Origin of the sequence: Streptomyces halobius (assembly GCF_023277745.1) — a bacterium.
In the GTDB taxonomy this organism is placed as follows: domain Bacteria; phylum Actinomycetota; class Actinomycetes; order Streptomycetales; family Streptomycetaceae; genus Streptomyces; species Streptomyces halobius.
Map to the genome: position 1 here is coordinate 8,776,943 of NZ_CP086322.1, position 25,595 is coordinate 8,802,537.

General features: G+C 70.3%; 21 protein-coding genes and 4 pseudogenes. 10 read left to right on the forward strand and 15 right to left on the reverse strand.

The annotated features are described in order from the left end of the window. Positions 1 to 87: 87 nt before the first annotated feature. Together K9S39_RS39850 and K9S39_RS39855 are read left to right on the forward strand one after the other, a co-directional pair. Entirely contained in the window at positions 88 to 1,182 is a 1,095-nt protein-coding gene (locus tag K9S39_RS39850; RefSeq protein ID WP_248868159.1) for a LacI family DNA-binding transcriptional regulator, read from the forward strand. Between the two features lie 706 nt (positions 1,183 to 1,888). Then, the gene (locus K9S39_RS39855; protein WP_248868160.1) at positions 1,889 to 3,328 is read left to right on the forward strand and encodes a phytoene desaturase family protein; all 1,440 of its coding nucleotides are present in this window, start codon (positions 1,889 to 1,891) and stop codon (positions 3,326 to 3,328) included. Between the two features lie 105 nt (positions 3,329 to 3,433). Here K9S39_RS39855 and K9S39_RS39860 read toward each other — a convergent pair whose 3' ends face one another. From K9S39_RS39860 to K9S39_RS39870, 3 genes are all read right to left on the reverse strand, one after another. After that, a complete protein-coding gene (locus K9S39_RS39860; RefSeq protein WP_248868161.1) occupies positions 3,434 to 3,889 on the reverse strand; it encodes a spore-associated protein A in 456 nt (151 codons plus the stop codon). 323 nt (positions 3,890 to 4,212) lie between these two features. After that, the gene (locus K9S39_RS39865) at positions 4,213 to 5,082 is read right to left on the reverse strand and encodes a lysozyme (RefSeq protein WP_248868162.1); all 870 of its coding nucleotides are present in this window, start codon (positions 5,080 to 5,082) and stop codon (positions 4,213 to 4,215) included. A gap of 318 nt (positions 5,083 to 5,400) precedes the next feature. After that, positions 5,401 to 6,063: a transglycosylase SLT domain-containing protein gene (locus K9S39_RS39870; protein WP_248868163.1), complete on the reverse strand. Its 663-nt coding sequence runs from the start codon at positions 6,061 to 6,063 to the stop codon at positions 5,401 to 5,403. Between the two features lie 846 nt (positions 6,064 to 6,909). Here K9S39_RS39870 and K9S39_RS39875 point away from each other — a divergent pair. Next, on the forward strand, positions 6,910 to 7,134 hold the full coding sequence (locus tag K9S39_RS39875) for a hypothetical protein (protein ID WP_248868164.1): 225 nt from the start codon (positions 6,910 to 6,912) through the stop codon (positions 7,132 to 7,134). A gap of 98 nt (positions 7,135 to 7,232) precedes the next feature. Here K9S39_RS39875 and K9S39_RS39880 read toward each other — a convergent pair whose 3' ends face one another. The 4 genes from K9S39_RS39880 to K9S39_RS39895 form a co-directional block, all read right to left on the reverse strand. Beyond that, a complete protein-coding gene (locus K9S39_RS39880; RefSeq protein ID WP_248868165.1) occupies positions 7,233 to 7,970 on the reverse strand; it encodes a transglycosylase SLT domain-containing protein in 738 nt (245 codons plus the stop codon). Between the two features lie 798 nt (positions 7,971 to 8,768). Then, a complete protein-coding gene (locus K9S39_RS39885; RefSeq protein ID WP_248868166.1) occupies positions 8,769 to 10,010 on the reverse strand; it encodes a beta-ketoacyl-[acyl-carrier-protein] synthase family protein in 1,242 nt (413 codons plus the stop codon). Next, complete coding sequence (locus K9S39_RS39890) at positions 10,007 to 10,237, reverse strand: acyl carrier protein (protein ID WP_248868167.1); 231 nt, start codon at positions 10,235 to 10,237, stop codon at positions 10,007 to 10,009. Before K9S39_RS39890 ends, K9S39_RS39885 begins: the two co-directional genes overlap by 4 nt. A gap of 319 nt (positions 10,238 to 10,556) precedes the next feature. Then, positions 10,557 to 11,009: a MarR family winged helix-turn-helix transcriptional regulator gene (locus K9S39_RS39895; RefSeq protein ID WP_248868168.1), complete on the reverse strand. Its 453-nt coding sequence runs from the start codon at positions 11,007 to 11,009 to the stop codon at positions 10,557 to 10,559. 128 nt (positions 11,010 to 11,137) lie between these two features. Here K9S39_RS39895 and K9S39_RS39900 point away from each other — a divergent pair, with 128 nt between their 5' ends. Next, positions 11,138 to 11,548 carry an organic hydroperoxide resistance protein gene (locus K9S39_RS39900; RefSeq protein ID WP_248869188.1) on the forward strand — a complete coding sequence of 137 codons (411 nt, stop codon included), beginning with the start codon at positions 11,138 to 11,140 and terminating at the stop codon, positions 11,546 to 11,548. 103 nt (positions 11,549 to 11,651) lie between these two features. Here K9S39_RS39900 and K9S39_RS39905 read toward each other — a convergent pair. From K9S39_RS39905 to K9S39_RS39915, 3 pseudogenes are all read right to left on the reverse strand, one after another. Next, positions 11,652 to 12,064, reverse strand: a pseudogene (locus K9S39_RS39905) (family 1 glycosylhydrolase); the annotation flags it as partial. Positions 12,065 to 12,268: 204 nt separating this feature from the next. Next, positions 12,269 to 12,529, reverse strand: a pseudogene (locus K9S39_RS39910) (carbohydrate ABC transporter permease); the annotation flags it as partial. Between the two features lie 180 nt (positions 12,530 to 12,709). Next, positions 12,710 to 12,944: pseudogene (locus tag K9S39_RS39915) on the reverse strand (sugar ABC transporter substrate-binding protein); the annotation flags it as partial. 182 nt (positions 12,945 to 13,126) lie between these two features. Between K9S39_RS39915 and K9S39_RS39920 the strand changes: the two are divergent. The 6 genes and pseudogenes from K9S39_RS39920 to K9S39_RS39945 all read left to right on the forward strand — a co-directional run. Beyond that, positions 13,127 to 13,263: pseudogene (locus K9S39_RS39920) on the forward strand (sugar kinase); the annotation flags it as partial. Between the two features lie 447 nt (positions 13,264 to 13,710). Then, a complete protein-coding gene (locus K9S39_RS39925; RefSeq protein ID WP_248868169.1) occupies positions 13,711 to 13,944 on the forward strand; it encodes a DUF6296 family protein in 234 nt (77 codons plus the stop codon). A gap of 305 nt (positions 13,945 to 14,249) precedes the next feature. Further along, positions 14,250 to 15,020 carry a DeoR/GlpR family DNA-binding transcription regulator gene (locus K9S39_RS39930; protein WP_248868170.1) on the forward strand — a complete coding sequence of 257 codons (771 nt, stop codon included), beginning with the start codon at positions 14,250 to 14,252 and terminating at the stop codon, positions 15,018 to 15,020. A 169-nt stretch (positions 15,021 to 15,189) separates the two neighbouring features. Then, positions 15,190 to 16,707, forward strand: a complete 1,518-nt coding sequence (locus K9S39_RS39935; RefSeq protein WP_248869189.1) for a four-carbon acid sugar kinase family protein — start codon at positions 15,190 to 15,192, stop codon at positions 16,705 to 16,707. A gap of 4 nt (positions 16,708 to 16,711) precedes the next feature. Then, positions 16,712 to 17,746, forward strand: coding sequence for a 4-hydroxythreonine-4-phosphate dehydrogenase PdxA (gene pdxA / locus K9S39_RS39940; RefSeq protein ID WP_248868171.1), 1,035 nt, complete (start codon positions 16,712 to 16,714; stop codon positions 17,744 to 17,746). Further along, on the forward strand, positions 17,743 to 19,044 hold the full coding sequence (locus K9S39_RS39945) for an MFS transporter (protein WP_248868172.1): 1,302 nt from the start codon (positions 17,743 to 17,745) through the stop codon (positions 19,042 to 19,044). The genes pdxA and K9S39_RS39945 overlap by 4 nt, the downstream gene beginning before the upstream one ends. Positions 19,045 to 19,122: 78 nt before the next feature. Here K9S39_RS39945 and K9S39_RS39950 read toward each other — a convergent pair whose 3' ends face one another. The 5 genes from K9S39_RS39950 to K9S39_RS39970 form a co-directional block, all read right to left on the reverse strand. Beyond that, on the reverse strand, positions 19,123 to 19,710 hold the full coding sequence (locus K9S39_RS39950) for a L,D-transpeptidase family protein (RefSeq protein WP_248868173.1): 588 nt from the start codon (positions 19,708 to 19,710) through the stop codon (positions 19,123 to 19,125). 138 nt (positions 19,711 to 19,848) lie between these two features. Continuing rightward, complete coding sequence (locus K9S39_RS39955) at positions 19,849 to 20,604, reverse strand: class I SAM-dependent methyltransferase (protein ID WP_248868174.1); 756 nt, start codon at positions 20,602 to 20,604, stop codon at positions 19,849 to 19,851. 54 nt (positions 20,605 to 20,658) lie between these two features. After that, the gene (locus tag K9S39_RS39960) at positions 20,659 to 21,876 is read right to left on the reverse strand and encodes an aminotransferase class V-fold PLP-dependent enzyme (protein WP_248868175.1); all 1,218 of its coding nucleotides are present in this window, start codon (positions 21,874 to 21,876) and stop codon (positions 20,659 to 20,661) included. Between the two features lies 1 nt (position 21,877). Then, positions 21,878 to 23,278 carry a pyridoxal-phosphate dependent enzyme gene (locus K9S39_RS39965; RefSeq protein WP_248868176.1) on the reverse strand — a complete coding sequence of 467 codons (1,401 nt, stop codon included), beginning with the start codon at positions 23,276 to 23,278 and terminating at the stop codon, positions 21,878 to 21,880. Next, positions 23,275 to 24,864, reverse strand: coding sequence for a Y4yA family PLP-dependent enzyme (locus K9S39_RS39970; protein ID WP_248868177.1), 1,590 nt, complete (start codon positions 24,862 to 24,864; stop codon positions 23,275 to 23,277). Before K9S39_RS39970 ends, K9S39_RS39965 begins: the two co-directional genes overlap by 4 nt. Between the last annotated feature and the right edge of the window lie 731 nt (positions 24,865 to 25,595).

Consider the following 25,595-nt stretch of genomic DNA (forward strand, 5'->3'; position numbering starts at 1 on the left):
TACTCCAGCACGATTGACAAGCCGACCACCCCTGATCAGACTGTGCACTAATGCGGTTTAGATCGTGCTCACCGGAGGAGAGCCGTCATGACAGCGCCCGGTGAGGCCGCCCGCCGCAAGCCGACGCGCCGGCCGACGATCAAGGACATCGCGCGCCGGGCCGGTGTGTCGGAGAGTGCCGTCTCCTTCGCGCTCAACGACCGGCCGGGCGTCTCCCAGGACACCCGCGCCCGCGTACGCCGCGTGGCGGAGGAACTCGGCTGGCAGGCCAGCAGCGCCGCCCGTGCCCTGTCCGGCGAACGCGTCGGCTGCGTCGGCCTGGTACTCGCCCGCCCCGCACAGACCCTGGGCGTCGAGTCGTTCTTCCTGCAGCTCGTCTCCGGCATCCAAGAGGTGCTCTCCGCACGGAAGATCGCGCTCCTCTTCCAGGTCGTGGCGGACCTCGACACCGAATGCGCGCTCTACCGCCGCTGGTGGGCCGAAGGCCGGGTGGACGGCGTCCTCGTCGTCGACCCGCGCACCGAAGACCCCAGGCCGGTGCTCCTCGCCTCGCTCGGCCTGCCCGCGGTCGTCGTCGGCGGACTCGCCGCCCAGCCGCCGGACGCCCCCCGACCGCCCGCCACGCACCCGCCGCTCGCCACCGTCTGGGCCGACGACGCCAAGGCCATGGCCACCATCCTCGACCATCTCCACGCCCTGGGGCACCGGCGGATCGCGCATGTCGCCGGAATGCCGGGCCTGGCCCACACCGAACGACGGATCCGCTCACTGCGCACCGAAGCGGAACTGCGGGGGCTCGACAAGCGGCAGGTCCGCTCGGTGACCACCGACTACTCGGACGCCGAAGGGGCGGAGGCCACCCGCCGCATCCTCGACACCGCCGAACCGCCCACGGCGATCATCTACGACAACGACGTGATGGCCGTGGCCGGCGCCTCGGTCGCCGCCGGGCGCGGCATTCCCGTACCGGATCGGCTGTCGATCGTGGCCTGGGACGACTCGGCGCTCTGCCGCGTCACCCACCCCCGGCTGACCGCCCTCGTCCGCGACACCCCCGGCTTCGGACGGCTCGCCGCCCAGGAACTCCTCGCCGTCCTCGACGGCGGGCCGCTGCGCACCGTCCAGGGCGAACTGCCCCAGCTGGAGGCCCGGGAGAGCACTGGGTCACCGCCCGCGCCGTAACGCCTGCCACGGCATAAGCGGGGACGCGTCTTCCTGCCCGCCTCCACTCAGTGTGAACCCCCCTGCCCCACCTGCCCGTTCTCCCCGGGAAGCGGCGGGTAGGTCACACGCTCCGAACGCTCCCCAGCGGTCGTCTTGCCCGAGCCGTTGCTGCCCACCAGCGCGACGAAGCCCCGAACCGGGCGCTCTCCGGGCCGACGCCGGCAGGCAGTCGTCCCCCTCGGTGCGGGATGCCGCTTTCCTGCCCATGCGCCACCTTCCGTGCCGTACCTCGGTCCTCCCACTATGGATGGCCGGGCACGCGGGCGGCTCGTCATGAAAGGACCGGTCACGGACGAGCACTGGCCGGACAGCCGCCGGTCACGGACGATCACGGGTCACGAACAACGGCTGGAGGTGACGCCGCGGTCGGCCTGCTCAGCGATCAGGTCCTCGATGACAGGCGCGCAGTGCGTCAGCGACCAACGCCGACAACGATATGCCCGACTCGGGATCGGCGTCGACTTTCACGCCCCAGCCGCCGGCTGCTCCTGTGAGGGACAGCCGTTGCGGTCGGGAGACGGTGTTGAGGGTGAGGCGGAGGAGGTCGTCGGCCCAGTTGACGAGCCGGCCGACGCAGGTTGGAGTCCGCCCGCACCCGGGTGATCTGCGGTCTGAACCCGGGCCCCTGCGGCCGTGCCCCCGAGCCCCTTGGCATCCTGTAGGCATGACGAATCAGGCCGGGCGCGATACGGCAGTAGTGGTGGGGGCCGGGCCGAACGGGCTCGCGGCGGCGGTCACGCTGGCGCGGAGCGGGCTCCCGGTGACCGTGTTCGAGGCGGCCGACGAGATCGGCGGCGGCACCCGGAGCGGTGAACTGGACGTGCCGGGCGTGCTGTTCGACCACTGCTCGTCGACGCATGTGATGGGCGCCGGCTCGCCGTTCCTGCGGACGCTCGATCTCGCGGCGTACGGGCTGGAATGGCGCTGGCCCGAGGTCGATCTGGCCCACCCGGTGGACTCGGGCGAGGCCGGGGCGCTCTACCGGTCGGTCGAGCGGACGGCAGAGGAGCTCGGCGCCGACGGACGGGCCTGGCGGCGGCTGTTCGGACCGCTGGCCGCCGACGCCCAGGAGCTGACCGAAGAGGTCATGCGGCCGGTGCTGCATCTGCCCCGGCATCCGCTCCGGCTCGCCCGCTTCGGGATGCACGCCCTGCAGCCCGCCACCCTCGTCGCACGCCGCTTCCGGACCGCGGCGGCCCGGGGCCTCTTCGGCGGGGTGGCGGCCCATCTGTACGGACGGCCGCTGACGCAGCCGTTCGCCGCGTCCGTAGGACTCCTGATCATCGCGGCCGGGCACCGCTACGGCTGGCCGGTGGCCACGGGCGGATCCCGCGCCATCACCGATGCGCTGGCCGCGCTGCTCACCGCATCGGGCGGTCGGATCGAGACCGGCGTACGGGTCCGCTCGCTCGGCCAACTTCCACCCGCCGCGACGGTGTTGCTCGATCTGTCGCCGGCCGCGGCCGCCACCGTGATCGGCGACCGGCTGCCACCCCGCGTACGCCGCGCCTACCGCCGCTACCGGCATGCCCCCGGTGCGTTCAAGCTCGATCTGGCGGTCGAGGGCGGGGTGCCCTGGCACGACGAGGTCTGCCGCCGGGCCGGGACCGTGCACCTCGGCGGCGGTTTCGAGGAGATCGCGCACACGGAGCGGGAGGTGTGCCGGGGGCGGTTGCCCGAGCGGCCGTTCGTGCTGGTCTCCCAGCAGTACCTCGCCGACCCCGGCCGCTCCGCCGGCGACATCCACCCCGTCTCCGCGTACGCGCATGTGCCGCACGGCTACCCCGGCGACGTCACCGCCGCGATCCTCGCGCAGTTCGAGCGCTTCGCACCGGGAACCCGTGACCGCATCGTCGCCGCCACCGCCACCTCGACCGCGGCGTTCGCACGCGACAACGCCAACTTCGTCGGCGGTGACATCATCGGCGGCGACAACACCCCGCTGCGGCTGACGATGCGCCCACGGATCGCCCTCGACCCGTACAGCACGGGCGTACCGGGCGTCTATCTCTGCTCCGCCGCCACCCCACCGGGCGCCGGCGCCCACGGCATGAGCGGGCACAACGCCGCCCGGTCAGCGCTGCGGGCGCTCGGGCTCGGGTGAGTTCCCCAATTCTCCGGCGTTGCGGGCCGCTGGGGTGGGCTCCCTATCCTCCCCGGCGCTGCAGGCGCCGGGGACGGGAATGAGCCCGCACTCTCCGATCGCCCGTCAGCGGTGCGTCACGGCACCGGCCGCCATCCGGCCGCAGTTCGAGCCGGACACGCTGACGCTGACGGTCTCGATGGTGCCGCCCCAGTCGACGCACACGCCCTTTGCCGGCAGATACACCGGACCGGCGTAGGAGGTGTATTCACCGCTGTCGAATACCGGGTCGGAACTCCCGTCGGTCGGGCCGAGATAGGTATACATGTAGGTCGGCGTTCCGGGGCTGTTCCGCACCGTCACGACACAGTTCTTTCCGGTCTTCGCGCTGTACGTGAGATACACGGTCCCCTTTCCGGTGACCGGTACCGAATTCACTACGCGGTAGTCGCCTCCGCATGCGCCGTTGTACGTGGCGGTGGCGCCCGCCGGAGCGGCGGTTGCTGTGGTGGCCATGGCCATGGTGGCGATTCCGGCAACGGCGAGTACCGCGGATCCTGCGACGGCATGTGAACGCTTCATGGGAATACCCCCGTCGGGTGGTGTGCCTCGGGTGGTCATTTCGAAGCGTTAGACACGGGGCACACGGGGATGGTTGTACCGCAACGCCGTGAATAGTCCGCAGTGGTACCGGAGTTGGCCCGAACTCAGCGAAGAGCGCGGAGATGGTGCCGTAATCCCGGGCGTGGTCGGTAGGGGCTCTGAGCTGGCCGGACCGGGCGGATCCGGGCGCGAAAAACAGCCGGCCCCGGCGCCTTGCCCAGCGTCGGGAACCGGCCGTGCACGGGGGCCGTGGGATCCGCGGGGTCTGCGGAATCCCGGGGATCCCGGGTATTCCGCGGCCATCAGCCGTTCGCGAGGGCCTGGAGCCGGTCGAACGCGCCGTTGAAGCGGTTGCGGTCTCCGACCGGCTTGCCCGAGGAGGTGTGCTGCCAGATGGTGTGGAACCGCCAGCCGGCGGGCAGCGGCCCGACGGAGCTGCCGTAGCGGGGGATCCACAGCGGGTTCGTCTTGCCGAAGCGGTTCGAATTGCCGGTGCAGGCTTTCCACCAATTGGTCGAGGTGTAGATCACCGCGTCCCGGCCGGTCTTCGCCCGGTAGGTCCGGAAGAAGTCCGCGATCCAATTGACCATCGCCGAACGGCTCTTGCCGTAGCAGCTGGCCCCGTAGGGGTTGTACTCCATGTCGAGCGCGCCGGGCAGCGTCCGGCCGTCCCGGGACCAGGCGCCGCCATGGGCCGCGAAGTACCTCGCCTGCTCGGCGCCGCTGGAGTGGTCCGGCAGGGCGAAGTGGTACGCGCCATGGATCATGTGGGCGTTGTACGCGCCCTTGTACTGGTGTGCGAAGTACGGGTTCTTGTAGCTGGTCCCCTCGGTGGCCTTCACATACGCGAAACGCACCCCGCTCTTGCGCAGCACCCGCCAGGAGACGTGGCCGTTGTGGCTGGAGACATCGACCCCGGCCACGGCCTTGGCGGTGCCGCCCCGGGGCTCGGCGCCGTCGATGGGGTCGTCCCCATCGCCCCCCTCGTGGGCGGCGATGGTCGACCCCAGCCAGTCCCGCTCGGGGTGGGCGGGTCTCTTGCCCGCGTCCGACGACGCCCCAGCGGTGCCGGTCAGCGCGAGGGGCAGAACGAGCACGGAGAGAAGAGAAACGAGAGTTCCGGCCGCGATGGGGAGGTGACGGCGGGCCGGACCGGATCTGCGCAAGGGCATCGCGAGCCTCCGAGGGCCTTCGGTTGGGTCAGTTCCGACAGATTTTGAGCAGATTCCTGCCGATAAGAAGACTTATACGCTGAACTGACTGCATCCGTTCCCCTTACAAGCCGTCAGGCGGCTGACCGGTGGGGCTGTCTCACTCGACCGGACGTCAGCTGCGGGGGTGTGCCGCACCCATGCGAAAGCGGGTCCCGGCAGTGCCGGGACCCGCTCCGTTGCGCAGCGGCGAACGCGCCTTTCCGCCGCTGCGCCACGGCCTACGCCGACTCGGTCGGCGCATTCGTCTCGTCGTTCATGCCCACTGCTGCATCCGGCTCAGTATGCGGAGTTGACGTTGTCGATGGAGCCGTAGCGGTCGGCGGCGTAGTTGGCCGCGGCGGTGATGTTGGCGACGGGGTCGGTGAGGTGATGGGGGGTGCCGGGGACGTGGTAGGCGTCGAAGGTGGGCTGGATGACCTGGAGGAGGCCTTTGGAGGGGATGCCGTTGATGGCGTTGATGTCCCAGTCGTTGACGGCGTTGGGGTTGCCGCTGGATTCGCGCATGATGTTGCGGTGGAGGCCCTCGTAGGTGCCGGGGATGTCGTGGGTCTTCATGATGTCGAGGGCTTCGCGGATCCAGCCGTCGAGGTTGTTCGCGTACCGCTTCGGCGCGGCCGTGCGCTCGCTGGAGCGGCTGGCCTCCTGCTCCGCCGCGCGGTCCTGCTCGGCGACGGCGGTCACCTTCACCCGGTCGGCCACGGACTGCACGGCCTTGCTCTCGGTCGTGGTGTCGGCGGCCTTGGCCTTCGCGACGGGCAGACCGTTGGCGCTCACCGGCTGCACGATCGAGGCACGCGAGGGAGCGGCATGAGCGGTGCCGGGGCTCGCGGTGACGCTCAGCGCCGTGGTGGCACCCGCGGCGAGGAGAACGGCGGTGGCGACCGTGTGGGTGCGGGTGATCCGGGCGATACGCGCGGAGCGGGGCAGGGTAAAGGGCATGTGGGAGTGGCCTCTTCCAGGTGCTGGGACGGGCAGCGGCCTTCGGTGGCGCGTCAGGTCCGAGATTCATGGCCGCGTTCGCCGTCAGGACGGAATTCGCCGGCTCGTTCCCGGTGCTGCCCGAACCATGTTTAGCGAGGGCCCTGAAGCGTGGCAACGGTGTGATGTACTACCGAGCTTCGTGAGATGGACAGAAATGTCCGAAGCTGTGGGATCTTCCAGGGGTATATGGCCCGTGCGACTCGACTAAGCACGTTCGTAAGTGATGTGCGTCCTGTGCCCTGCATCACCTGGTGGGGCCTCAAGGTCCCCTCGGTGGACCCGTTGAAGTGGCCCGGCTCACGTGCGGATTACATCCTTCGGGTCGCTCGACTCCCCGGAGCGGAGCGGCAAAGATCGATTTCCGGCTGTGGGCGCAAGCGAATGACCGGGGAATCCCCTAAAAGGGAGATCGGTATTCTCCGAAAGTGGCGCAGTTCACTTCAGGAGGCGCTTCGGGTGCCTTTCCCGCTCCCATTCCGCATTCAGTCCGTGTGCTTCCCTGTACGGGTGGTATTTCCGGCGCACCCCCGAAAGTGACGTGGGTCACTCAGTCGAATCGGGATCGGAATCGCGGAGCGCATCAGGGGACCGGAATCGCGGAGCAGGGTGGCCCGTCCGCGCCGCATGAGCGACAGCGGGGGCGGAGTGTGCCCCCACTCGGCCGTTCGTGAGGTCTGCCGCGCCGATACGGCGGCGTGGCTCATCCGTTCGTAGCAGCGTTGGGGCTCTCGAATGGCGGCGCGCCCGGCATTGACGGAAAAGTGAGATCACGCACGGGAAATCACTCACCGTAAGGAGAAAGTCATGCTACGTCGTATGTCCGTCGTTCTCACCGGACTCGTTGTCGCGGGATTCCTCACCTCGGGGGCCGCCGCGGCAGCCGACAGGTACGACCCGGAGGCCTCGTCAGCCTACCGGGCCCCCTCTCCCACCGGCTCGGCGCCGATGGAAAACCGCGTGTTCAACGGTCTCCTCAGCGACACCCTCAATGGCCTGGTGGGTGGCCGGACCTACGGTCCGACCCGCTGACGTCCGTCCAGTCGCCGACCAAAGGCATGTGCCCTGCCCGCACGATGCGGGCAGGGCACATGCTGTCCCGGCCGGACCGGCTCGCTGTCCGGGTCGGCTCAGTATGCGGAGTTGACGTTGTCGATGGAGCCGTAGCGGTCGGCGGCGTAGTTGGCCGCGGCGGTGATGTTGGCGACGGGGTCGGTGAGGTGATGGGGGGTGCCGGGGACGTGGTAGGCGTCGAAGGTGGGCTGGATGACCTGGAGGAGGCCTTTGGAGGGGATGCCGTTGATGGCGTTGATGTCCCAGTCGTTGACGGCGTTGGGGTTGCCGCTGGATTCGCGCATGATGTTGCGGTGGAGGCCCTCGTAGGTGCCGGGGATGTCGTGGGTCTTCATGATGTCGAGGGCTTCGCGGATCCAGCCGTCGAGGTTGTTCGCGTACCGCTTCGGCGCGGCCTTGGGTGCCGCCTTCGGCGCGGCCTTGGGCGCTGCCTTCGGTGCGGCCTTGGGTGCCGACAGGGCCTTGCGCTCGGTGGACCGGTTGGCCGCCTGCTCGGCGGTGTGCCCCTGCTGGGCGACGGCGGTGACCTTGATGCGGTCGCCGACGGAGGCGACGGTCCTGCGCTCGGTCGTGGTGTCGGCGGCCTCGGCCTTCACGGCGACGGGCAGGCCATTGGCGCTGACGGGCTTCACCGCGGCCGGCGCCTGGCCGGCGGATGCCGCCGCATTGCTCGGCCCCGCGGACAGCGCAACGGCGGCGGCGCAGCCCGCAGTGGCCACCAGTGCCGCGGAGACCTTGTGCGTGCGACCGATGCGGGCAGCGCGGGCAGAGCGGGGCAGGGGGAAGCTGGGCATGCGGGAGTGACCTCTTCCAGGGGCTGGATGGCGGGGGAGGTGGCCTTCGGCGGCGCGTGAGGACCGAGGCTCATGGCCGCGTTCGCCGTCGGGCTGAGGTCGCCGGCTCGCTCTCGGTGCTACCGGAAACATGGTTAGCGCCGGCCCGGGACGGAGGCAAAGATGCCTTGTACTACCCAGCTTCGTAGAAAAGGGGGCGATGTCCCTTGTCGTGCCCGATCTGTAAGGGCTGTGCCGGAATGATGTCTACTAGGGCCCTTAGTAGGTGATTTACGTCCTGTGCCCGGCCTCACCCGGGACCGCGCTGAGCGGCTCTCTTCCCGAGCCCCCGTGAGGTTGCCCGCGCCACACCGCGAAAAGCCGTTCCCCGCCCGCTCGGCCGCAGCCCCACGAATCGCCGGCACCCGGAAGCACCGGCGAGCTCACCGACCGTCCGCCCCTGGCTCCCCGGGGCCGACATTCCACCCCGGGCAGATCGCCGCCGCAGAAACCCGCCGGCTTCCCGTACGAAGGCGATCTCGCCCGCACCGAGCACCCGGCCGTCGCCCGCGCACGCGGCAGGGAGCCGGGCTCAGTGTGTGTCGGTGACGAGGCGGGCTGACAAGACGGCGTTGTGCTCCGTGAGTTCGAGCACCACCAGCGTCGGCACCCCGGGCCCAGAGCACCCCCCGGCGCAGAGCCAGCCCCCGCTCAGGGCCAGAGCCAGCCCCCGCTCAGAGCCGGCCCCTCGAGCAGATCACCCCTCACCTGCGCCCAGGTGAGCCCCGGGCGCAGGTGAGGGGCTACGGGACGCGCGCCTCAACCGCGGGTCAGCACCAGGGCGGCGTTGTGCCCGCCGAAGCCGAGTGCCGTCTTGACCGCGCAGTCGAACCTCCCCGGCCGGGCCGCGTCGCGCACGATCTCGATCGGGATCTGTGGGTCCGGTGCTTCGAGATTGGCGGTCGGCGGCACCAGCTGCTGCTCCAGGGCGAGCACGGTGAGCGCGGTCTCGATGCCGCCGGCCGCGCCCAGCGTGTGGCCGGTCATCGCCTTGGTCGAGGTGACCAGGGGATGATCGCCCAGCACCCGGTGCAGCACGCTGGCCTCGATGAGGTCGTTGACGACGGTCGAGGTGCCGTGCGCGTTGACATGGCCGACGTCGCCGGCCGCTGCGTCCGCGTCCGCCAGCGCGCTGCGCAGTGCCCGCTCGATGCCGGTGCCGTCGGGGTCCGGTGCCACGGCCGCGTACGCGTCGCTGGACGCGCCGTATCCGGAGATCTGGGCGCGGACAGTGGCCCCGCGCGCCTTCGCGTGCTCGGGTCGCTCCAGGACGAGGAGTCCGGCGCCTTCGCCGACGACGAAACCGTCCCGCGCCGCGTCGAACGGCCGGACGGCCGCGGACGGGTTCTCCCGGCGGGTCGATGCCGCCTTCATCTGGCAGGCGCTGGCGATCAGCAGCCGGGAGAGCGGCGATTCGGCGCCGCCCGCGACGGCGATATCGCAGGCCCCGGTGCGCAGCAGCTGATGCGCGGTACCCAGGGCGACCGTGCCGGAGGAACACGCGGTCGCCACCCCCAGGCTCGGGCCCTGCGCGCCGATGTCCATGCACACGCTGCTGGCGGCGCCGTTGACCACGGTGAGCGGGGCGAGCTTGGGGGAGACCCGCCGTGCGCCGCGCGTCACCAGGGCCGTGTGTTGCTCGTCGTAGAACGGCAGCCCGCCGTGTGCGGAGCCGATGACGACCGCGACCCGGCCGGCATCCCAGGCGCCGGTGTCCAGTCCGGCGTCGACGATCGCCTCCCGCGCGGCGATCACCGCGAGCTGGGAGAAGCGGTCCATCATCCGCTGGGTGGCCACACCGAGGACCGCGGCGGTGTCCAGGCCGTCGATGGTGTAGAAGAAGTCGCAGGGCAGATCGGCGAGTTCCGCTTCGTGCCGCACCCCGTGCGGCACGGTGTCCTGGGTGACGGAATGCCAGGTCGTCTTCGCGTCCACGCCCGCGGCGGTCACCAGTCCCAGTCCTGTCACCGCCGCGTGGAACGGCGCCCGGCGGGCCGTCACGGGGTGACACCGTCGACGGCCGCGACCAGCTGGCCGACGGTGTTCCGGGGGGTCAGCGACGTCTCTTCGAGGTCGATGTCCAGCTGTTCCTCGATGAGGACGCGGAGTTCCTCCAGAGCCAGCGAGTCCATGCGCAGAGTGCGCAGCGGGGCCTCGTCGTTGAGGTGGGACGTGGGCACTCCGAATCGCTGGACCAGCAAGCTGTTGACAACTTCTGCCGCATTCACGTGGCGCTCCTCCACTATTCGTAGGCGATGCTGCCAACCGCGTCCTGGCGGGCTTTCGCCGGCGGCTCCCGGCTGGTACGGCCACCTTATATACGCCTTTGTCCTGATAAGTCCCCAACACTGGTAGCTCAATGGGGTGATGAGGGTGGCGGGGTGTGGGAGAAAGGGGTGTGCGGCCGGTGCGTGGACCGCCGAAAGCACCTGTTGGGCCTAACGGCGCGGCCGACGGGAAGATACGGGGGTGAAGTCCGACCGGGGCCCTTTTGTTGGCGATTGGCCGTCCAGGCTCCGCCCGGACGGATCAGGGCGCCGCGCGAGGTCAGGCCCGGTCGAGGGCGCGTGTCACACGCCCCAGCAGGCCCTGGAGCGTACGGAGTTCCTCGACCGTGAGGCCGGTCGCGGCCAGCATCCGCCGGGGCACCGGCAGTGCCCGTTCGCGCAGGTCCTCGCCGGTGGCGGTGAGATGGATCGTGACGGACCGCTCGTCCTCGGTGCTGCGCTCGCGGCGTACGAGGCCCGCCGTCTCCAGGCGCTTGAGGAGCGGGGAGAGGGTGCCGGAGTCCAGGCGGAGCTGCTCGCCGATGGTCTTGACGGGCTGCGGGCCGCGCTCCCAGAGGACCAGCATGACCAGGTACTGGGGGTAGGTCAGGCCGAGGTCCTTGAGGGCGTCCCGGTAGACGCCGCCGAACGCGCGCGAGGCGGCGTGCAGCGAGAAGCAGACCTGGTGGTCGAGGCGGAGCAGTTCGGAGTCGGGTACCGGGAGCGTGGTCATGGGTCCAGGGTAGCCGGTCGTGAATTATTTAGTTGCGCGCAATTGAGTTGCATGCAATTTAAATGTGTGCGAGGGTTATGAACATCGGGCGGCCGGAGACGGCCGCCGAGCCAACGAAGGGAACCGTGATGGACGCGCTCTACACCGCTGTCGCCACTGCCAACGGCCGCGAGGGCCGGGCCGTCAGCTCCGACGGCCAGATCGATCTCGCCCTGGCGCTGCCGCCGGCGCTCGGGGGCAACGGGGCGGGCACCAACCCGGAGCAGCTCTTCGCCGCCGGGTACGCCGCCTGCTTCGCCAGCGCGATGGGCAATGTCGGCCGCCAGATGAAGATCGACACCAAGGACGTCTCGGTGACCTCCGAGGTCTCCATCGGCAAGGACGACGCGGGCTTCGGCCTGGCCGTGATCATGCGGGTGGAGCTGCCGGACGCCCTGTCCGGCGAGACCGGCCGGCAGCTGGTCGAGGCGACGCACGCGTACTGCCCGTACTCGAAGGCCACCCGCGGCAACATCGACGTCGAGCTCGTCATCGAGTAAGGCGGCGGGACCGGAGCCGGCGCCCCTGGCAGCGCCGTGGGGGCCGGCCGTCGCACGGCGTCCCGGACTCAGGTCGCGCTACGGATCAGCTCGGCGTAGTGCCGGTCGCGTAGCCGACATGGAACAGGCCGAAGCGCTTGTCGTAGCCGTGGGCCCACTCGAAGTTGTCCATCAGTTCGAAGTCGGTCATCAGTGACCAGGCGAACACCCCGCCAAGGGCGCCCCCTTACGGTCCGCGCGGGCGCACGCCGCCACATGCTCATGCAGACACGCGGTCCGCTCGGGGGCGTGAACCGTTCCCCTCGGGGCCTACGGCATCGGGGTAGGCGGAGCCGTTCGCGGTGACATGGATCTTGCGCGGCCCGTACTCGTGGGTGGGCAGCAGCGCCTCCATGTCGTTCGCGTCGATCTCCCCGTGCATGCCGGTCCGGGGACATGCGGCCGGCGCTCCTGGCGGACGAACGGCGGCGGGCCGGACTGCTCGTCGGTGACGTGACGGGGGAGAAGGTGTCCCAGATGGCGGGGCCGCGGCCGTCCTCGGTGACGGCTCCTCGATCTGGTACGCCGATGTGGCCACACCCCAGGCGAAGTCGTCCGGCAGGGCGGCGAAGCCGATCAGGCCGGCCGGGGGACGGCTGGTCGGTCGCGGGGCTCCGATCGGTCTTGGCGTCCGGTCGGTTTCGGCGGTCCTTGCGGTCACGGAGGTGCTTTCGGCGTACGTCATTTGACGGCCCCCGCGGTGAGCCCGGCGACCAGATATCGCTGCAGGAGCCGGAACCCCGCGACCACCGGGACGCTGACGACCGGGGAGGCGGCCATGACCTGGTTCCCGTAGACGTCGTTCTGCGTGGCATAGCCCTGCAGCCCGACCGAGAGGGTGCGGGTGGTGTCGTTGGTCATCACGGACGCGAACAGCACCTCGCCCCAGGCGGTCATGAACGCGTACACGGCCACCGCGATGATCCCGGGAAACGCGGACGGCGCCGGCCGCCGTCCCGGGTGCGTACGACGGACGGGCTACCCAACGGCTGGCGCAGGCGGGCGGGAATGCGGGGGCGGCGCGGGGCGGAGGTCCCGGTGGTCGGCCGGCCCCGCGGCGCCTGCCCCCGCGTGGTTGTCGTTGGTGGTCGTCATCGCCGTCCGCTCACTTCGCCGTCTGCTGGCCACGGGGATGACCTCCAGCTTCACCCTGATCCCGGTCTGCCGCTCGAACTTCTTCAGCTCGGACCGAGGATCTCCTTGTCCGCCTCGGCATTCGGCCCCTGGTTGGACGCCCAATACGTCAGTGTCTTGGGGGAGTCGTTGCTGCCACCGCCGAAGGCCGAGCCGCCGCCGCATCCGGAGGCCGCGATGGCGAGTGGGGTGACGGTGCCAGGATGGTCGCGGCTCGAAGTATGCGCCTGACGGAAACGCCTCTCTCTGAGGAGTCCGGAGGACGGCCGTGTTCAATTCATGAACGACCTCATGGCTCTACTTGGGGTGTGAGTCACAGCCCGAGAGAAGGTCGTGTCAAGGGACCGCACGCCCACGGGCGGCGGACCGGGAGCGGACCGGAGGGCCGAGCACACCCGACGCACCGTGCGTGACCTGCGACGCGCCAACCGCGCCCGGCTCTGCAACGGTGGTATTCCGACCGCCCCATGAGCCGGCAGGCGTTTGGCCCCGCAACAGGACTCAGTTCAAGCTCCGTCAGCAAGGGCGGCGCCGAACTCGCCGATGGCTACTGGACGTTCAGTCGTGAACGCCGCCGCCTCCCGTTCCGCCTGAGCCTTCTCCAGGCTGGGTGAGCGTGGGCTCCAACGGTTCGCTACGGGGCGCCATGCGCGGAGCGCGACAGGCTGGCCATGGCTCGTCGAAGGGCCAGAGCAGGGGACCACCGCGAGCCGTCGGTGGCAGTGGGCGCCCCCGGTCTCGGGTGCAGCCGGGTCGTCTCCCTGGTGTGGGCGACTCCTCGCCGTCGCACTGTGTGATGAACCATGCGCCAGGCGTTTCCATCGGCCGACGCCCCGCCCCTGACGACGGTCTGGCCGCGCGTCCTCCTGAGGCGCGGCGGGCGGGCCTGGGAGACGATGGATATGCGCCCGGATATGACGGCGCGCGGTGGCGGAGGACGGAGACGGGGCTCCGGGCCCCGCCCTGCAGAGCCTTGTCGGGAGGCCACCATGGAGGATTACCCGGAAAGTTACGAGCTGGTATTTCAAGCGTCCGTCGTGGAAGACGATGTGGTGGTCGTCCGGCGCACCGAAGAGGCGGGAGCGGGCGGGTACCCGATCTACGAGGACGAGTCGGGGATCGTCCGCGCGGAGATCAGCGGCCGGGGCGAGGTGCGCATGCTGGCCAGCGGGGGGCACCAAGTGCTCCGGGCGCCGCTGATGGCGCGGCCACTGACCCCTTGACCCGGCTTGACCAGGATTGAGCGGACTCTCCTGGACGGCCGGATGACGGCCGTGGGCGGTCTGTCGCCAGAGGACACGCACGGTGTGCCGGCGCGGTGACGCCGGCATGACCACTGTGGTCGCCGTAGCGGTGTGGTGATGTGCTGTGGCCGGTCGGTTCGTGGAACGGCGTCACCACCCGACGGCTCGTTCATGGCGCCCCGGGGCCGCTGCGGCGACTGCTAGCCTCCACTTGCGCGAATCACGCAACTAGCCCACCGCGCGAGCGAGCGGGCAGGCGGTGGCCGGCAGAGGCGGGCAGTGAAGTGAGCAATGGGGAACGTTCGGCCACCCGGAGGCGTCGGCAGCGACTGGTGGAACTGCTCGGCGGTGACGACGTCAGCGTGCACGATCTCGCAGCCGAGTTCGATGTGTCGCTGTCCACCATCCGCCGTGATCTGGCCGCGCTGGCCGATGCCGGCCGGATCCGGCGCACGTACGGCGGTGCCGTCGACCACCGGGCGGTGGAGCGCTCCTGGCACGACAAGAAGCACGTGCGGCGCACGGAGAAGCACGCCATCGCCCGCGCCGCGGCCGGGCTGGTCCGCAGCGGCGACGTGGTGCTGCTCGACGCGGGTACGACCGTCGCCCGGCTGGCGCACGCGCTCCGGGACCGTACCGATGTCACCGTCGTCACCAACGGGTTGTCCACGCTGGTGGAGCTGGCGGACGCCGAGGTGGATGTCGTGGTGCTGGGTGGCCGGTTGCGGCGCCCCAACGAGTCGCTCCTCGGCACCCGGACGGAACAGGCGCTGCGCCGTCTCACCCCGGACGTCGCCTTCCTCGGCGTCGACGGTCTCGATCCCGTGCGGGGCATCAACTGCCCGGACCATGAACAGGCCGCCCTGAAGGAGTCGATGGCCGGGTGTGCCCGAGCCTGCTGGGTGCTGGCCGACCATTCCAAGCTCGCCGGGGGAGGGGGCTTCCCCTATTGGGCGGCTGTGCCGGCCGGCACGGGGCTGATATCCGGTGGCGACGCGGAGCAATTGGCCGCGTTCACCGAGGCGGACTGGTCGGTGCGGTCGGTGGGGCGGTGAGGGCAGGGGGACAGCAGGGGTGGCGTGCGGTGCCCTTGACAGCCCGTCCGACGGATCGCCACTCTGAGTTGCATGAATCACGCAATCTGAATTGCGTGGTTCGGTCACTTCGGGGTCACGTTCAGGACGGCCGGCACCGGAGCCGGCGGGAGGAGACCTCTTGGCGCAGGTGCTCGTCATCGGCGATGACCTCACCGGAAGCAATGCGACCGGAGCGCTCTACGCACGGCTCGGTCTCCAGGCCGTCACGGTCGGGGAACTCGCCCAAGTGCCACGCTACGCACACCGGGTGGACGTACTCGTCGTCAACACCGCCTCGCGGCACTGGGCCCCCTCCCGGGCCTACGCGGCTGTCCGGGCCGCCACGGAAGCGGCGGGCGAGGTGCCCCTGGTGGTGAAGCGGGTCGACACCACACTGCGCGGCAATCCGGGAAGGGAACTCGACGCGGTCGTCGACGCGCTCACCGCACACGACCCTTCGGCCCGGATCCGGGCGCTCGCCGTCCCCGCTTTCCCCGACGCGGGCCGGACCACCGTCGGCGGCCTGCACCTCGTCGACGGCGTACCGCTCACCCGTACCGCCGTCGCGCGCGACCCGTTCGATCCCGTCCGGCATGCACGGGTCGCGGAGGTGCTGAGAACGCAGAGCGAACGGAATACGGCAGAGCTGACGCTGGACGTGGTCGAGCGTGGGCCGGACGCGGTGGCGGCGGCATTGCGCGAGTGCCGGGCCGACATCGTCGTCTGCGACGCCACCGAGAACGCACACCTGCGGACCGTAGCGGTCGCCGCCGCTCAACTCGCCGACGAGGACGGGATCCGCTGGGTCGTCATGGACTCCGGTCCTTTCGGCGCGGCCCTCGCCGCCGAGCTCGGCCTGCGCTCCCAGGACGGCCCGCCCGCCCGTATCCTGGCGGTCATCGGCAGCATCACCGACCGCACCCGAGTCCAACTCGCCCATGCGGAAGCCGCTTTCGGCGTCCGCTGGGCCGACCTCGACCCCTCCGATCCGGATCCCGATCGCGTGCTGGGAGCACTGCGTGCGGCGGCGAGGCAGGGGGCCACGGTGCTCGGCGTCCGGGTGGCGCCCGAGCCGCGCCCCGGGGCCACGGGAGCATCTGCCGTGCCCGATTCCCGTTCCGCTGCCGCCGCGGTGCCCGATCCCGACACCGCCGCCCGCATCCTGCGCTGCCTGGCCGAAGTCGCCCGCCGCGCGGTGGCCGGGCTTCGCCCCGGTGCGCTGTACGCGTCGGGCGGCGATGTCGCCGCCGCCGTCACCTCCGCACTCGGCGCGGACGGCTTCGCCATCGAGACCGAGGTGCTGCCGCTGGCCGTCGCGGGCCACCTGGTGGGAGGCCCGTACGACGGGCTGCTCTTCGCCACCAAAGGCGGCCTCATCGGCGGACCGGACGCCACCCGCGACTGCCTGGAACACCTGCGCGCGGCCTGTACACGCCACACCCTCGGCGCGCATCCGACGGGTGCGAAGCAGCCACCTGCCGCCCCGGAACCAGAGGCCGACGCCCCAGATGCCGATGCCCCTGACACCGAGGCTCCAGATCCCGACGCCGGTGACACCGCCGCCCCTGACACCGACGCCGCAGACGTCGACGCTCCAGACCCCGATGCCTCGGAGCTCGCCCCCATCAGCCTCACCCCACCCACCGGACCACACCCCGAGAGGTGACCCCATGCCCCCCACAGCTCCCCCCACCCTCGCCGTCACCCTCGGCGACCCCGTCGGCATCGGCCCCGAGATCACCGCCCGTACACTCGCCGACCCGGCCACCGCCGCGCTCGGCCGCGGCCTCGCCGTCGGCGACGCCGCCGTACTGCGCCGCGCCGTCGGCATCTGCGGCCTGGATGTCCGGGTGAACGCGGTCGGCTCGCCCGCCGAGGCCCGCTACGCGCCGGGCACCATCGACGTACTCGACCTCGGCATCGCCCCCGCCGCCCTGCCATGGGGCGAGGTCGACGCGGTGGCCGGCCGGTCCGCCGTGGCCGCCATCGAGGCCGCGACCCGCGCCGCACTGGCCGGCGAGGTCGACGGGATCGTCACCTCACCCATCAACAAGGAGGCGATCTGGGCGGCCGGTTCGCGGCACCTCGGCCACACCGAGATGCTCGGTGAACTCACCGGCGCCGCGCACTACGACACCATGTTCGTGGTCCGCGGCCTCAAGATCTTCTTCACCACCCGCCATCTGTCGCTCCGCGAAGCCCTCGACCAGATCACCGAGGAACGGGTCGCGGCCGCCATCCGCCACGCGGTCACCGCACTACGCGTCTTCGGCCACGACGAACCCCGACTCGCGGTAGCCGCGATCAACCCGCACGGCGGCGAGGGCGGTCACTTCGGCGACGAGGAAATCACCGTGCTGCGCCCCGCCGTCGAGGAGGCGGCCTCGGAGGGGCTCGGCGTCATCGGCCCCGTCCCCGCCGACTCCGTCTTCCACCAGGGCCTCGACGGCCGCTTCGACGGTGTGCTCTCCCACTTCCACGACCAGGGCCATATCCCCGCCAAGACGGTCGACTTCGACGGCACCGTGTCCGTCACCGTCGGCCTGCCGATCCTGCGCACCTCCGTCGATCACGGCACCGCGTTCGACATCGCGGGAACCGGCCGTGCCTCGCACGCCACCATGGCCGCCGCCTTCCGCGCCGCCGCCGGCTTCAGCCGCTACACGGACCGGATCCGGGCCGCCTACGGGACGGCTGCCGCATGACGACGGACGCGATGCTCCGGGCAATCCCGGCCAAGCGCTGGATGTACGTCATTCCTGTCGCCGCATTCATGTACATGCTGGCGTATCTGGACCGGAACAACGTCTCCGTAATCCTCCCTTACATGGACGGTGCTTTGGCGCTGTCCAACGCCGACAAGGGAATGGTCGGCGGCATCTTCTTCGTCGGCTATGTCTTCCTGCAGATCCCGGCGGCGGTCCTCGCCCAGCGCTGGAGCGCCCGGAAGACCGTGGTTCTCCTCATGATCGCGTGGGGGCTGGCCGCGATACTGTCCGGACTCGTACAGAGCAAGACACAGTTCTATGCCGCGCGCTTCGTGCTGGGTCTTTTCGAGGGCGGTGTGTGGCCGGCCGTGCTGATCCTGCTCGCCTCATGGTTCCCGCTGCGTGAGCGGGCCCGCGCCAACGCCCTCTGGATGGCCTGTCTTCCCCTCTCCTCGATCCTCATGGCGCCGCTGTCCGGCTGGATGCTCGATCACGCGAGCTGGCGCTGGGTGCTGGTGCTCCAGGGCGTTCCGCCGCTCCTGTGGGCGGTGGTCTGGTGGTTCGCGGTCGCCGACCGGCCCGCGCAGGCCCGGTGGATCTCCCGCGCCGAGGCCGACCACCTGGAACGGTCGATCGCCGCCGACGAGGCCGCCAAGCCCGCCGCGCGCGGCGGCTCGTACCTCGACGCGGTCAAGCAGAGGTCCGTCCTCGTCCTCATCGGCGTCTACTTCTTCTGGATCACCGGCTTCTACGGCTTCAGCCTGTGGCTGCCCTCGGTCATCAAGGAGCTGACACACGACGGATCCGCCACCGAGGTCGGACTGCTCACCGCCCTACCGTTCACCATCGCGCTGGCCGTGATGATCGCCAACGCCGGCTGGTCCGACCGCACGGGCAAACGCCGCCAGGCTGTGGCCTTACCCCTCCTTGTGGCCATCGCGGCCCTGCTGCTGGGACAGGCCGTGGACGGGCCCTACGCACGGATGGCGCTGCTGTGCGTGACGGCCGCGGCGGTCTACGCACCGTACGGCCCGTTCTGGGCGATCCCCGGCCAACTGCTGCGCTTCGAGGTGGTGGCGGTGGCGCTGGGCCTGATCAACGCCCTGGGAAACCTCGGCGGCTTCGCCGGGCCGTACCTCGTCGGCTGGCTGACCGATGCGACCGGTTCGAGCGTGACGGGCTTCACGGTCCTCGCTGCTTTCCTCGCGGTGGCCGTAGCACTGGTGACGATCGGGCTACGGCCGAAGGAGCAGGCAACGCGGCGCACGACTGTGGAGGCGGCGGAGGAAGTATGACGGGACCGCAGTTGCACGAGGGGGCTTCCCCGCCCGACACCGGGGCCGTGCGCCCCCTGCGCCCCGCGGCGGCCGGCCCTAGCTGACGACTTTCAGCTTGCTCAGCTTCGACCAGCCGAGACGGTCCACTGTCCCGAACAGGTTCTTGATGTCGGACGGGTTGAGTTTGACACAGCCGTTGGAGTAGTAGTCGTTCGGATTGCTGTTGGTCCACTTCTCGGACTCGATCGAGCCCTGCTTGCCGTTGGGCTTCATCTCGCTGTGGATGAAGAGCTCGGTGCGCTGGGTGCCGCTGTGGCACCTCTTGTCGGAGATCTTGATGACATAGCCGTTGATGATGCCGTCGAAGTCCTTCTGGTGGAACTCAATCTTGTAGTTGCCGTTGGGCAGCCAGCCCTTCCCGACGGCACAGGTGTTGGTGCCGGTTCCCGACCCGGCCCGATAGCTCTTTATGACCTTGTCGGGACCGGCGACGCTCTTCATCAGGTACAGCCTGGAATTCGTCACGGTGCGCTTGTCGAACTTGAGGTAGTAACCGGCTGCTGCTGGGGCATTGGCGCTCCCGGCCGTCGGCCCAGCCTGGGCCGGGGCCGCTAAGGCTGCCGTCAGGGCTCCGACGACGGTCATGGCGAGGGCTGCAGATGCGAGTCGTGCTCGGGTTCCCATGAGGACTCCAATGCGTGGGGTGAGACGCGCCCGGCGGAATCGCCCGGGCTGCGACAGAGCCTGCCGGGGCACGCCGTAAGAGGGCAAGAGCGGATGCCTGCCCCGGACAGCATGCTGCTGTCCGGGCCGGTCACGGCGCTACCGCACGGCGACCAGTACATGGCTGTTGCCGAACTGCCAGACCGGCCCGACGTGTGCGAACCCTGCCTCCCGCAACAGGGCGACATGTTCGCTGAGCGTCAGCTCGTTCTCCTTGCTGCTCGGAAGCCGGCGGTTGCGGCGTTCGGCGACGAGTTCGGCCAGTTCCTGGTCGGCGGTGGCCGCCGACCACCAGGAGTTCCAGTCCTCGTGCGCGAACGCCCGCTGTCGCTCGGCCCGGCGACGTCCGACGACACCCGCGATCTCGGCGATCGCCGGGGCGTCCTGGCACAGGTGGTCACCGTTGACCAGAACCCCGCCGGGGCGCAGCAGCGCGGCGAGCTGTCGGTAGACCCGGTGGAGCGTGCGTTCGCCGAGATAGTGCAGCGCCGTGGTCGAGACGGCCGCGTCCAGAGGACGCCGCAGGGCGAGGGCCTTGAGCCAGCCGGGCTCGCCGATGACCGTTTCGACGTACCGGATGGGCGACCCGTAGTGGGCCCGTCCCAGCCCCATGAGGAGCGGGTCGGCGTCGACGGCCAGGACCTCCGCCTTCGGCAGACGATCGGCGAGCAGGGCCGCCAGTGCCCCGGGGCCGCAGCCGAGGTCGGCGATCAGGGGCGCCGGGTGACCGGCCGTCATATGCTCGACCACGTCGGCGATCACGGTGAACCTCTCCTGACGGTCGATCGCGTACCGCTGCTGCTGGCATTCCCAGCGTTCCACCCAATGCGCGGCCGTCGCCATGCTCAAGCCCATCCGGTCGTGCCGCCTTCGCCCTCGTGTCAGCCCCTGTCTAACCGCTATTGGAAATCATTGCAGACTGGCGAGGGTGGTGAGCAACCCGTCTATCTCTTCCGGGGTGTTGTGGACGTGCAGGCTCACCCGGACAGACTCCTCCTTCTCGGACGTACCGGCCTGGCAGTGGCTGTCACTGCGCACCATGAACCCGTCGCTGAACAGGATGAAGCCCAGGTCGCCCGAGCTGATCTCGCGGTGCCGGAACGTGACGATGCTCGTCCGCCGCTGGGCCCGGGCCTCGGCGGCCAGGCTCAGCCGGCAGCCCAGGACGTCGTAGGCGTCCAGCCGTTGCAGACCGTCGGTCAGCCGGGACGTCAGGCCGGCGGTCCACCGTTCGATCCGGTCCGGGCCGGCCGCCTCCAGCCAGTCGAGGGCCGCCGCCAGGCCGGCGATGCCGGCGGTGTTCGGCGTACCGCTCCAGCCGCCTGGCCGGAACCGCGGCCCGCGCGTCCCCCGGGCCCAGATCGCGCCGATACCGGGCAGCGCCAGCGCCTTGTGCCCGGAGAAGACCACGAAATCCACATCGAGTTCGGCCGCGGACACCGGCATATGGCCGACGCTCTGGGCGGCGTCCAGGCAGATCGGGACGTCCGGACCGACCACTCGTCGGATGCGGTGCACATTCATGTCGCTTCCGTAGACGTGGTGCACATGCGTGGCCGCGACGAAGCGGGTGCGCGGACCGATCAGCTCGGCGAGCGCCTCCGGGTCGTAGTCGCCGGACGTCGCCTGGCACGGCAGTTCCCGGACCCGGATGCCGACCCCCTGGCGGGCCAGCAGCTCGCGCGCCTCCAGCCACGGGGAAAGATTCGCCTGGTGGTCCGCGTACGGGACCACGATCTCGTCGCCGTCGGTGAGGAGGGTGGTCAGCCAGTCGCGTGCGACGGTGCGCAGCCCGTCGGTGGTGCCGGCGGTGAAGTGCACGGACGAGCGGTCCGGCGCCGGGTCCCCCAGGAACCCCTTGACCCGCTCGCGGGTCCGCTCCACCAGTGCCGTCGTGGCGTTGGCCCAGGGATAGGTGCCTCGGCCCGCGTTGGCGTTGGAGGTGGTGAGATACTTCTGTACGGCATCCAGGACGGCCTGCGGCTTCTGCGTCGTGGCCGCGTTGTCCAGGTAGGCCAGTTCCGGATGGGCCACGATGATCGGGAACTGCGCACGCAGCGGGCGCTGCCACGACGCCAAGTCGTCCAACGGGGAGCCGCCGCCCGTCCCGTCCGTCACACCGGTCATCTCAGTCACGCACCAGCGGGGCGCCCGCGTCGCGCCAGGCGATGATGCCGCCGGCCAGGCTGCGTACGTCGGGATGCCCCATACGGGTCAGCAGGGCCGCGTACCGGGCGGACTTCTCACCGACCGGACATGTCAGCAGCACCGGCTGTCGTCTGCTGAACGGCAGGCCGGGGCGTATGAGCTCGTCGAAAAGCTCGTCCACGATGTTGACCGCCCCCTCGATGTGCAGCGCGGCGTACGCGAACGGGCCGCGCAGATCGACCACCAGCGGCCGTTCCGCCGCGATCCACTTCTGTGCGTCGGCGGTGTCGATGACCGTGGCCGTCTGCAGCTCGGCGTCGGTGAGCGTGGCCACGGAGTTCTTCACCGCGGGGCGTCCCAGCAGCTCCGGACGGCGCTGACGGACATAGCTGAGATAGCTCTCGACGCGGTCGCAGACGATGAAGACAGCCGTCTTGCGGGGTGACTTGCGAGGTGATGACGCATTCCGTCCCGCGTCCGGCTTCGGATTCGGCTCCGCGCTCGGTTCCCGGCTCAGGTCATCGGTCAACACTGCGTCGACCGCGCGCAGTTGACGTACGGCGCCGAAGTAGGCGGCGCCGCCGGTGGGGCCGGAGAGGATGCCGCAGCGGCGGACCAGCGTCAGCATTCCGTCGAGCGCCTCCTCGGCGCTGACCGTTTCGATGGAGTCGTAGGTGGCGGGGTCGAAGAGTCCGACCTCGTTGACCTCGTCGATGTTGCGGATCCCCGGGATGAAGTCCGATTTCTCCCCGACCAGCCCGACGACCCGCACCGCCGGGTCGTGCTCGCGCAGCACCTTGGCCACCCCGGTCGACGAACCGGCCGTCCCCACGCAGGCGATGAACCAGTCCGGAGACCGGCCGTCCAGATCCGCCAGGATCTCCGGGCCGGTGCCGTTCTCGTGCGCCGCGGTGTTGAGTGTGTTGAAGTACTGATCCGTGTGAAGGCTGGCGCCTCCGGGCTCGGACAGTTTCTGGTGGAAGAGAGTCAGCGGGTCCTCGGTGTTGGTCGGGTCGAGGCATTCCGTCTGTCCGGGAAGCTCCTCGATCTCCGCGCCCAGCAGCAGAAGCAGGTCCTTGATCTCCGGAACCCGCATCCGGTTCGTGACACTCTTGAACGACAGCCCATGCATACCCGCGATGACCGCCAGCGCCTTGGCGGTGTTCCCGCTGGACAGCTCCACGACCGTAGCGCCGCTCTCTCTGGCGGCGGGGAGACCGGGGCGCGCCATGCTCCATGCGGCCCGGTCCTTCACCGAGCCGAAGGGGTTGAGCATTTCCAGTTTCGCGTAGAGGTCGATATTGCGCAGGCCGTGCACGGCCGGATCGATACGGACCAGGGGGGTGCTGCCGATGGCTTCGGTGATGCTGTCGTATCTCATATCTGCTGCCCCCCAGGACGTATGATCGGCCAGTACTGCTCGTCGAGGCACCAACGCCAGGAGCCGCCGTCCCGGTGGACGGCGACCTTGCGCGCGACGGGCTGCTGCTGCGCGTGGGTGGCGCTGAAGTCCATGCAGTAGCCCGCCGTGTTGACGAAAGCGAGAAGGTCACCCGGCTGCGGCAGGCGTGGCAGATGGACCGTTCTACGAGTGATCAGGTCGGCCTCCAGACAGAGGTTGCCGGTGAGATGGACGGCAACGGGCGTTGGGCTTGCGGGTGCTGCGCTTGTGGCTCCTGCGCTTGTGGCTCCTGCGCTTGTGGCTCCTGCGGTCGCTTCCGTACTTCTTGCAGCTGCGGCCCGTTCCGTGCCGCCATATCTTGCGGTGCTTTCCGTAACGGCATGCGCGTCCGAGCGGGGGAGGAGGACGGGGTCCATCAGGACGCCGTGTTCCTCCAAGCTGGCGTCGCTCGCCTTCATCGCGAGGCGGACCAGACAGACACCGGCGTCGGTACGGCGTACCTCCAGCACGCGCGCGAGGGAGAGCCCGCACTGGTCGACCAGCGACCGGCCGGGCTCGGTGTGCAGGTCGTACAGGTTCTCCAGGAGCAGGGTGCCCAGCGGACGGCCCAAGGCCGGGGCGGGGAGCGACAGCAGCTCGTCGAGGTAGGCGGCGCCGGCGACCGGGCGGTGGGCCGGGTAGAGGCTCAGGGCACCGCGGAGCGTGCCGCCCTCGGCACGGAGGCCGTAGCCGTGCCCGGACCATGTCATGGGCGGGCGCTTGCCCAGCACCGCATGGGCCAGTTCGGTGGTAAAGCGCTCCCACTGGGCGGCGTGGGCAAGGTAGTTGACGCCGAAGCCGCCGCCGATGTCGATGACGCGCGGCTGGAATCCCCGTTTGCGCAACGCGTCCATGGCCAGCAGGCAGCCTTCGAACGCGATCGCCTTCTCATCGAGGCTGGTGGTGTCGAGGTGGTAGGCGACACCGATGGGCTGGAGGGTTTCCTGGTGGCGCTCCACCACGTCCAGCAGCTGGTCCAGCGACCCGATGGAGGTACCGAAGCGGGTCTGCCGCGACAGCACCTTGGCACCGGGCGTCTCGAACTCCGACAGCCGCAGCAGGACCCGGACGCGGGGCAGGCCGTGCCGGCGTACGAGAGCGTCGAGTTCCTCCAGCTCCCCGGGGCCGTCCGCGCTGACGGTGACCCCGGAGCGGGCGGCGAGCCACCGGAACTCCGGGCTCTTGGGACCGGTCGCCAGGATGCGGTCCGGCGTGAATCCCGCGCCCAGAGCGTGCTGCAGCTCGGCGAGCGAGGCCACGTCGATGCCGGCGTCGGTAGCGGCGAGCCGCCGTACCAGAGCGCTGGAACGGTTCGCCTTGTGCGCGAAGAACACCTGGCCGACGAGGTTGTGACGGCGGTAGGCGGTGCGGAAGCGCTCGACGTTCCGCGCGATCTGATCGGGCAGAACGACATTGACAGGTGAGCCGAGCGCGTCTACGAGCATGTGGAGGAACGCGGCCGACTCCAGCAAGGATGCCAGCGGCGGTTCCAGGTGCGGTTCCAGGTAGAGGGGGGCACCGTCCATCCCACGCGTTCCTCCCTGTGAAATTTGCGGACCACTGTCGGCGCAGGCCCCACTAACGTGTATCCATTCGGAGGGGTGTTCATGCCCGGCGACCGGGCGGTGGGCCGGTAGTGGCGCAGGCCGCCGCCGCGGAGCCGTGCCGTGTGCGCCAGGGCCGGCATGTGGGGGCCGGGTGGCAACTACGCCCGGTGTGAGAGCCACGCGGCGGGGACGGAGAGGCAAGAAGGGGCGGGCCCGTAACGCGAGACGCTCCGGGCCCGCCTGGCCAGGCGCTCCCATCATGCCCACGCCCCGGCCGCCAGCGGTCTTCCCGGCCTGCGCGCCACCGCGGCTGCGGTGCGGCCCGGATCCGCCTTGTGCTACGTCGCCGGCGCCCGCGCCTCCGGAAGCGCCGACAGTGCCACCACGCTGACGGGCAAGGCCCCCGGCCTCGGGTGCCACCAGTGCCACTCCCTGCGCTTGCGGCTCCCCCGGAAGCACCGCCCGCACCGGGCATCCCGGGACGTCCGGCGCCTGCTCCTGTACGGCGGCGCCTGTTCCGGCACGACTGCCAAGGCGCGCCCGTGCCACCGGGACCCGTGCCACGGGGACTCGTGCCACTGCGGCTCGCACCGCCGCCAACCATGCGCCTGGCATACCGGGCACCCTCAGCGCACCCCCGGAACTTGCTCCGGAGCCACCGGCGCCGGAAGGTACGGAGCCGCCACTGACGCCACCCCCGCCGATGTCAC